The 7,969-nt window shown below is 69.9% G+C and carries 5 protein-coding genes; 2 read left to right on the top strand and 3 right to left on the bottom strand.

Annotated features, from left to right (window positions below; translation table 11 throughout):
• Positions 1 to 135 precede the first annotated feature (135 nt).
• Positions 136 to 1,815, top strand: coding sequence for a right-handed parallel beta-helix repeat-containing protein (locus tag AB0C20_RS33475; protein WP_357569504.1), 1,680 nt, complete (start codon positions 136 to 138; stop codon positions 1,813 to 1,815).
• A 111-nt stretch (positions 1,816 to 1,926) separates the two neighbouring features.
• Here AB0C20_RS33475 and AB0C20_RS33470 read toward each other — a convergent pair whose 3' ends face one another.
• Positions 1,927 to 4,026, bottom strand: coding sequence for a PQQ-dependent sugar dehydrogenase (locus AB0C20_RS33470; protein WP_357188624.1), 2,100 nt, complete (start codon positions 4,024 to 4,026; stop codon positions 1,927 to 1,929).
• Between the two features lie 23 nt (positions 4,027 to 4,049).
• Positions 4,050 to 5,015, bottom strand: coding sequence for a sugar phosphate isomerase/epimerase (locus AB0C20_RS33465; protein WP_357188626.1), 966 nt, complete (start codon positions 5,013 to 5,015; stop codon positions 4,050 to 4,052).
• 716 nt (positions 5,016 to 5,731) lie between these two features.
• On the opposite strand from AB0C20_RS33465, the gene AB0C20_RS33460 reads away from it, so the two are divergent.
• Positions 5,732 to 7,000 carry an Ig-like domain-containing protein gene (locus AB0C20_RS33460; protein WP_357188628.1) on the top strand — a complete coding sequence of 423 codons (1,269 nt, stop codon included), beginning with the start codon at positions 5,732 to 5,734 and terminating at the stop codon, positions 6,998 to 7,000.
• Between the two features lie 114 nt (positions 7,001 to 7,114).
• On the opposite strand, the gene AB0C20_RS33455 is transcribed toward AB0C20_RS33460, so the two are convergent.
• Positions 7,115 to 7,969: SMP-30/gluconolactonase/LRE family protein (locus tag AB0C20_RS33455; protein ID WP_357569503.1), on the bottom strand; the 855-nt coding region annotated here is incomplete at its 5' end.

The following is a 7,969-nucleotide window of genomic DNA, read 5'->3' as shown; positions in this document are numbered from 1 at the left end:
CCGGGCCTCCCCGGCGGTGTCATCGGGCCGGGGTCGCCCGGCACGGTGATCGGGCCGGGGTTTCCCGGCGGCCTCACCGGGAAGTCGGCCCCGCCGGAGCGCACCGAACACGTCGAAGGGAGCCCGACCGTGGCCGTGGCGAACGAGCTGCTACTGAACTCGGTCCGGGTACGACGACCCGCCTCGGCCGGCGCGCCGCTCTACTGCGACGCGCTGGAGTACGGGCTCACCGGTGACGGCGCGACAAACGACCAGCCGGCGCTGGCGGCCCTGGTGGACCGCCTCGGCGCCGGGTACGCCTCGGACGGACGGGCCCGGGTCATCTACTGCCCGCCGGGCATCTACTCGATCCGGGACGCGGGCACTGTGTGGCGCAGCGGTGTGTCGCTGATCGGGGCCGGGCCGGCGGCGACCCGTTTCATGCTCAGCAACGAGGGCAACCGGGCCGACCCCACCCCCTTGGCCTTCTGGACCACTGTGCAGCACGGCGCCGACCGGGACCGGCACATCGCCGACTGCACCTTCTCCGACTTCCAGATCGACGGCTCCGGTGTCGCCATGGCCGAGTACAACTACCTGGCCAAGGGCCTCGGCCTCCAGTACGTGGTGCGGGGCGTCTTCCGCAACCTCTACATCCACCACACCGCCGCCACCGGGCTGGGCTGCGACTTCCTCCAGGACTCCCTGATCGACGGCGTGGTGGTGGTCGGCTGCGGCCGACTGGACAACGGCGAGCAGATGGGCGGCGCCGGCATCGGGATCGGCATCGGTGGCTGGGGAGCGGTGGAGCGGCTGACCATCGCCAACTGCACCGCCCTGGCCAACGGCACCAACGGCATCTTCCTGGAGCTACAGAAGGACTACTGGGCGCCGCCGCGCGGCTACCGCATCATCGGTTGCCACAGCCAGGGCAACCGCTTCGGCATTTCCGACTGGGGCGCCGACGGCCTGATCGTCTCCGCCTGCACCATGACCGGGAACCTGGAGACCGGGTTCGACGTGTCCGCGCAGGGGACCTCGTCGGTGGCCGGGCGGGGCGGCCTGCTCACCGACTGCGTCATAGACGGCAACATGTGCGACGGGGTCAGCATCGGCAACAGCCCCGGCCCGTACACCGTCCGGGGCAACCGGATCAGCGGCAACGGCCGGCACGGCTATCACTCGCACGACCTCGGGCGCGGCTACCGGGGCTCGATCCGGGACGTGGTGATCGAGAGCAACGAGTTCTGGGGCAACGGCCTCGACGCGGTCCGGATCGACCACCAGATGACCGACGCGGTGGTCCTGAACAACCGGATCCGCAACAACGGACGGCAGTACGGCGAGGGCACCGGCGGTACCGGCGACGCCGTCCGTTACAGCGAGCGGTGCCTGGTGGACCGGTCGGCCAACTGGCCGCACGACGGGCACCGGGGCAAGGTCCTGCGGGTCGGGAAGGCAGTGGCCATGGTGGCCTCCAACACCGGCGACGAACTCACCCTCGCCCCGGTCCGCCCGGACGCGTTCAGCGCGTGGAGCGGGGACGTGCCACCGCCGGGATGCGGATACGAGCTGGCCGCCGCGCCGAAGCTGCGGGCCGGGATCACCATCGACGCGCCGTTCGACTCGGCCACCATCCGGGGCAACCGGGTCTGGGACAACCACGACAACCCGACCCAGACACACGGGCTGTGGATCACCGAGCGGGGCAGTTGCGTGGACTGCCGGGTCGAGGACAACGACCTGGCCGGCAACGCCGACGAGGGGATGCGACTGGACACCCCGCCGGTGGGCGGACGGTGGCGGGACAACCACGTGGACAGCGACTGGAGCTGACCGGCCGCCGTCTGTGATGCCCCGGCGATGGTGCCGGCGAGATCTGGAGCTGAACGACATGCGGCGGCGGCCGGAAGGATCCGGCCGCCGCCACTGTCATTGTTGAACCGATCAGCCGGCCAGACCCGCCACCGGGGTCGGGTCGAGCACCACGGTCGCCGAAGCGGACTGTGCGGGTACGCCCGGGTCGGTCGGCGCGTCGGTGTACTCAGCGACGAACACCGCGGTCAGGTTGTCCGCGCCGCTGTGCCCACCGTCCAGGAAGGTGGGAATGGTCCCGGAGCAACCCGTCGAGGTGGAGAGCGGGTGCCCGTGCTCATCGTGCCCGAGCACGTAGGTGACCTTCACCCGGGAGCAGTCCACCGGCAGGTCGTCGGTGACCTTCACCTCGTACGCGACCGTCTGCCCGAACTGGAACGGCTGCCCGGCCTCCGGGGCGACGAACTCGACGATCGGCGCGGTCGGCCCGACCACCAGCGGCAGGGACGCCGAGGCGGACCGTCCGGTGCGGTCGGTGACCTTCAACGTCGGCGTGTACGAGCCGTTCTCCGGGAACGTCCAGCTCGCGTTCGGAGCGGTGCTGTCCACCGAGCCGTCCGCGTTGAAGTCCCACGCGTAGCTGAGCTTGTCACCGTCCGGGTCGGTCGTGCCGGCGCTGGAGAACGCGACGGTCAGCGGGGCCTGCCCAACGGTCGGGGTGCCACTGATCTTCGGGATCGGCGTCCGGTTGCCCCGGACGAAATCGATCCGGGACAGCTGCGCGTCCGGGTTCTCGGCGAAGTAACCGTCGCCGTACTCCAGGACGTAGAGCGCGCCGTCCGGGCCGAACTCCATGTCCATCGGGTTGTCCACCACCAGCGACGGCGCCACCGGACGGATGTCCGTCACGTCGCCGTCGGAGTCGAGGCGGAACTCCTTGATGTAGTCGCGGGACCACTCGTAGAACAGCGGCACCCCGTCGTAGTAGGCCGGCCAGCGGGTACGCGACGTGCTGGTCCCGTCGTACTCGTACGCCGGGCCACCCATCGGAGAGATGCCGCCGGTGCCCAACTGCGGGAACTCGGCCGAGGGGGCGGCCGCGTACCAGACCTCGGGCTGCTCGACCGGCGGCAGCACGCGCTTGCCGGTGTTGTGCGGTGAGTCGTTGACCGGGCGCTTGCAGTTGAACTTGGCGCCGGACTCGCCGGTCGCGAAGTCGTAGTCGCGGTAGGCGATCGTCGGCGTCACGCAGTACGGCCAGCCGTAGTTGGCCGGCTTGTCGACGAGCATCCACCGGCCGTGCCCAGCAGGGCCGCGCTCCGGGTTCGGGTTGGAGGCGTCCGGGGAGTAGTCGCCCACGTACACGTTGTCGGTACGCCTGTCGACGGCGAACCGGAACGCGTTGCGCAGCCCCATCGCGTAGATCTCCGGGCGGGTCTGCGCCGTGCCGGATTTGAACAGGTTGCCGGCCGGCACCGTGTAACCACCACCGGCCTTCACCTTGATGCGCAGCAGCTTGCCGCGCAGGTCGTTGGTGTTGGCCGAGGTGCGCTGGGCGTCGTACGCCGGGTGGCGGTCGGCCCGCTCGTCGATCGGGATGTAGCCGTCGGAGGCGAACGGGTTGGTGTCGTCACCTGTCGACAGGTACAGGTTGCCCTTGCTGTCGAAGTCGATCTGGCCGCCGACGTGGCAGCAGATGCCCCGGTCGGTCGGCACGTCGATGATCTGCTGCTCGCTGGCGAGGTTCAGCTTCATCCCGTCCAGCTTGAACCGGGACAGCCGCAGCGCGCCCTTGAACCGCTGCCAGTCCGCCTCGGTGCCGGTCTCCGGCGCGTCCCCCTCGTTGACACCCGGGGTCGCCGGGTCGTCCACCGGAGTGTCCATCGGCGGCGAGTAGTAGAGGTACACCCACTTGTTCTGGGCGAAGTTCGGGTCGATGGCGACGCCCTGCAACCCCTCCTCGTCGTGCTCGTACACCGGGATGTCGGCGGCGAGGGTGTTCAGCCCGGTGCGCGGGTCGTGGATGCGGACCTCACCGGTGCGGGAGGTGTGCAGCACCCGCAGGTCGGGCAGGACGGCGAGGCTCATCGGCTCGCCCGGGAAGTCGTTCAGTGTCACTTTCTGGAAGCTGCTGTCCGGCGGCGCGGCCGGCGCTGCGGACGCTGCCGACTGTGGTATGGCCAGACCGGCCGTCACCAACAGCAGGGCGGACGCGAATGCGGTCCTTTTCATCAGGTGAGTCCCCCGGGGTGGTTTCAGTACCGAAGTGAAGCGAGATAGTCGAAGCCGACGCGAGCGGTGTCCAGGGCGTCGGCGGGGGAGCGCGGCGCGGTGCCCGCGTCGTCACGCTCCACGATGTACTCCTCGATGCCGGCCTCCCGCTCGTGGGCGAAGATGCGGCCGAAATCGATGACGCCGTCGCCGAGGTCGGCGAAACCACCCTCGACGTCGAGGTCCTTGACGTGCACCTGGCGGATCCGACCGCGGTTGGCTCGGATCACGTCGATCGGGTCGTGGGCGCCCCGCCAGGTCCAGTAGAGGTCGAGCTCGAAGTGGACCAGCCGGGAATCGGTCTGCGAGCTGAGGATGTCGAACCCGGTCGAGCCGCCGGTCAGCGGCACGAACTCGAGCTGGTGGTTGTGGTAGCCGAAGTCCAACCCCGCGCGTTCGGCGAGCCGACCGGCGCGGTTGAGGTCCCGGGCCAGGGCCCGGTAGACGGCGGGGTCCCGGATCGGCTGACCGCTCGCGTCCCTACCGAAGTACGGGTGGACGATCTTCTTGCAGCCCACCACGTTGGCGTCGGCGAGAGCCTGCTCCCAGGTGGCGGCGTCGAACGGCTGCGGGATGCCGACGTGACCGGAGGTGGAACGCAGCCCGGCCTCGTCGAGCGCGGCCCGGAACTGTGCGGCGGTGCGTCCGACGAAACCGGCGTGCTCCACTCGCCGGTAGCCGATCCGACGCAGCGCGTCCAGGGTGCCGGGCAGGTCGGCGGCGAGCTGATCACGCAGCGTGTAGAGCTGAATGCTGATCCGGTCCACCGGCACCCGGCGGCGGCCCTGGGCCTGCCCGGTGGATGCGGCGGGCGCGGCGACGGCCGGGCCGCCGATTAGACCGGCGGCGCCGACAGCGGCCGCGGAGACGGTCGCGGCGCGCAGCACTCCACGCCGGCTGACCGGCTCGGACGCCGGTGTCGGCCCCGGTCGGTTGAGTTGTTGATCCATGGTGGTGGTCCCTTCCTGACGGCTGGTACGCCGTCGGCGGCGGTCGACCTGACTGCCGTCCGCCGGGCGCGCCGAACCGGCCGGAGGCGGGCTCCGGCTGGACGGTGAGGGACGGCGCGGGTGCGGCCCGGACCCATCGGGAGCGGAACGCGGCGACCCGGCAGAGGTGGCGGCAAGTTGATCGACGAATGGGCAACCCTCTATCTAGATCGAAACCTTACCCTTGCCTCCGGACGAAGGCAAAGCTTTGTCGCGTTCGCCGGAAGTTTCGCTTCAACTGACAAAAGTCCGCCCACGAGGTGCGCCACCCGGCCTGACCTTCTACTTCCCGTGCCCACCGCGCCGCGCGCGTTCCGTCCGGCCCGGCCCACGTCCGGCCCGGCCCACGTCCGGCCCGGCCGGCTCTTGATCCACTCGGGTTCATGGCAGTCGCGGTGTCGGGACGGTCGGGATGCCGCGACTTCAGTGAGACCGAGTCGATCACGAAGCCGGGTCGACAGTGCCACCACGGCCGCCATTCGGACAGTCGACGTTGCCTCGCTCAAGCGGAGCAAAGCGCATGACACGGGTCGGTTGAACCCCTGTTCCGGCCAAGCGGAGCATTGTCGGAAAATGCGTCGATAAATGCGCTGCCGATTATTTCCGAATGCCGCTAATGGCCCCCCGAAGCGGGCAAGAATGTGGCGGAGGGAAGTCGAAAACGGGGGGACTGAAACATGACGTCTAGGCGGCGATTGACGCTGTTGGCGGTAACCATCGCGGCGGCACCACTCGTCCTGGGTGCGTGCACCGCCGACCGGGGTTCCGCGACCGGCTCGGCCAAGAAGCACGCCGCCCCACCGGAACTCGCTGTGACGCCGGGGGACAAGACCCGGGACGTCCCGGTCAGCGCCGAGGTGGGCACCGTGGTCAAGGGAGGGCGGGTCACCGGCGTACGCCTCACCGACGACAAAGGCAAGCAGGTCAACGCCGAGCCGCGCGAGGACGGCTCCGGCTGGGTGCCGAGCGCCCCGCTGCAACCACGACGGACCTACACCGCCGAGGTGACAGCCACCGGTGACTCCGGTGCCACCACCACGCGCACCACCACGTTCACGACGATGGCCAAATCCACCAAACCGCAGATCACCAGCACCCTTTATTTCAACGGCAATCGGACGTACGGCACGGCGATGCCGGTAACGGTGGCGTTCGACCCAGGAATTCCGAAAGAGGCCAGGGCGGATGTCCAGCGGCGGTTGTTCGTAAAGACCAATCCACCGCAACCGGGCGCCTGGTCGTGGCTTGAGGATGGAAGCCAGGTCTATTATCGGGCCCCCGATTTCTGGAAGCCGGGGACCACCATCAGTGTCCGGGCCGGTCTCGAGGGTCTGCCGATCGGTAAGAAACTGGTTGGCGACGCCGAGCGGACCGCGACCTCCAAGATCGGACGACAGGTCTCGCTGGAGATCGACAACGCCACCAAACAGATGACAGTGCTGCGCGACGGCAAGCAGGTCCGCCGAATCCCGGTGAGCCTGGGTAAGCCGAGCACGCCGAGTTCCAGCGGCAAGATGGTGATCATGGAAAAGCACGAGCGGGTCACGTTCGACACGCGGGGTGAGCCGGACGGTGGCTACGTGGTCGACGTCGACGACGCCCAGCGCTACACCTGGGGTGGCGAGTTCATCCACTCCGCCCCCTGGTCGGAGGGGGACCAGGGAAACACCAACGTCTCGCACGGTTGCGCGAACGTCTCCGCCACCGCCGCCGACTGGTTGATGGGGGTGACGCAGGTTGGTGACCTGGTCACCGTCAAGGGCACCGAGGTGGAGCTACAGCCGGGCAACGGCTGGACCGCGTGGAACGTGAGCTGGGACGAGTTCGCCCGGGGCAGCGCCCTGCCGGTGCCGCCCGGGCTCAAGCCCGCTCCGGTCGCCCCGGCGCACCCGGGCGCGGTGGCCGGCGGATCGCCCGCGCCGGCGCCCTCGGTCAGCGGCCGCTGAGACACCACTGACGGCAGGACAGGGCCGGCCCGCCACCACTGCGGACCGGCCCTGTCGCCCGCCCGCCACACCAGGGGTACGCGGGCCGGCCGGCCCTGTCGCCGCCCGCGGCCATCACCCCAGGGGTACGCGGGCCACCCCGGACCCGGTCAGGCTGCCCAGCCAGAGGTGGTCGCCGTGCTGGCGTACCCCAGTGATCATCGAGTAGTGCCCGTTCGGGCCGTGCAGCGTCCGGCGGACCGTTCCCGCGTCGTCCACCAGCGCGACCAGCCCGTAGCGGCGTGGCTGCGGCTGCATCGCGTCGGGCAGCAGGGCGGCGATCTGGCGCAGCCGCGGATGGGGCAGCAGCCGTTCGGCGATCGGCACCCGGGGGCTGGGCAGCGCGATCCAGTACGTCCCGTCACCCACCGAGGCGAGATTGTCCGGGTACGCGGGCAGGTCGGCGAGGACCCGCACACCGCCGCTGAGTTCGACCCGCAGCAGGCGGTGGGTGCTGGTCTCCACCAGCATCAGCGCCGACTCGTCCGGGGTCAGCGCGATCCCGTTGGGGAAGTACAGCCCGTCGGTCACCACCTCGGTGCGGCCGCTACCCGGATGGTGGGCCAGCACCCGACCGTTGGGACGGTGCTCCAGAAGGTCCCGCTTCCAGTGCGAGACCGGAAACCGGTCGGAGCTGTCGGTGAAGTAGATGGTGCCGTCCCGGCCCACCGTCGCGTTGTTGGCCAGGTGCACAGGGGGTGCCGTGCCGGTCAGTTCGCGGACCACGCCGTCGGGTGTGACCCGCAGCAACCCGCGGTACGCGTCGCAGACCACCAGGGCCTCGCCGGACAGGTCCAGCTCGATGCCGAGCGGACGGCCCCCGGTCTCGGCCAGCATCCGGTCGGGGCCGCTCGGGCGGAACTTGGCGTTTCGCCACTCGACAACGAACTTGCGGTTGGGCGCGGTACCGATCGTGTCGGTGCGCACACT

The sequence above is a fragment of the Micromonospora sp. NPDC048843 genome (genome assembly GCF_040649965.1).
Lineage (GTDB): Bacteria > Actinomycetota > Actinomycetes > Mycobacteriales > Micromonosporaceae > Micromonospora > Micromonospora hortensis.
Note: the sequence above shows the minus strand (reverse complement) of the source record. Positions and strands in the feature narration are given on the sequence as shown.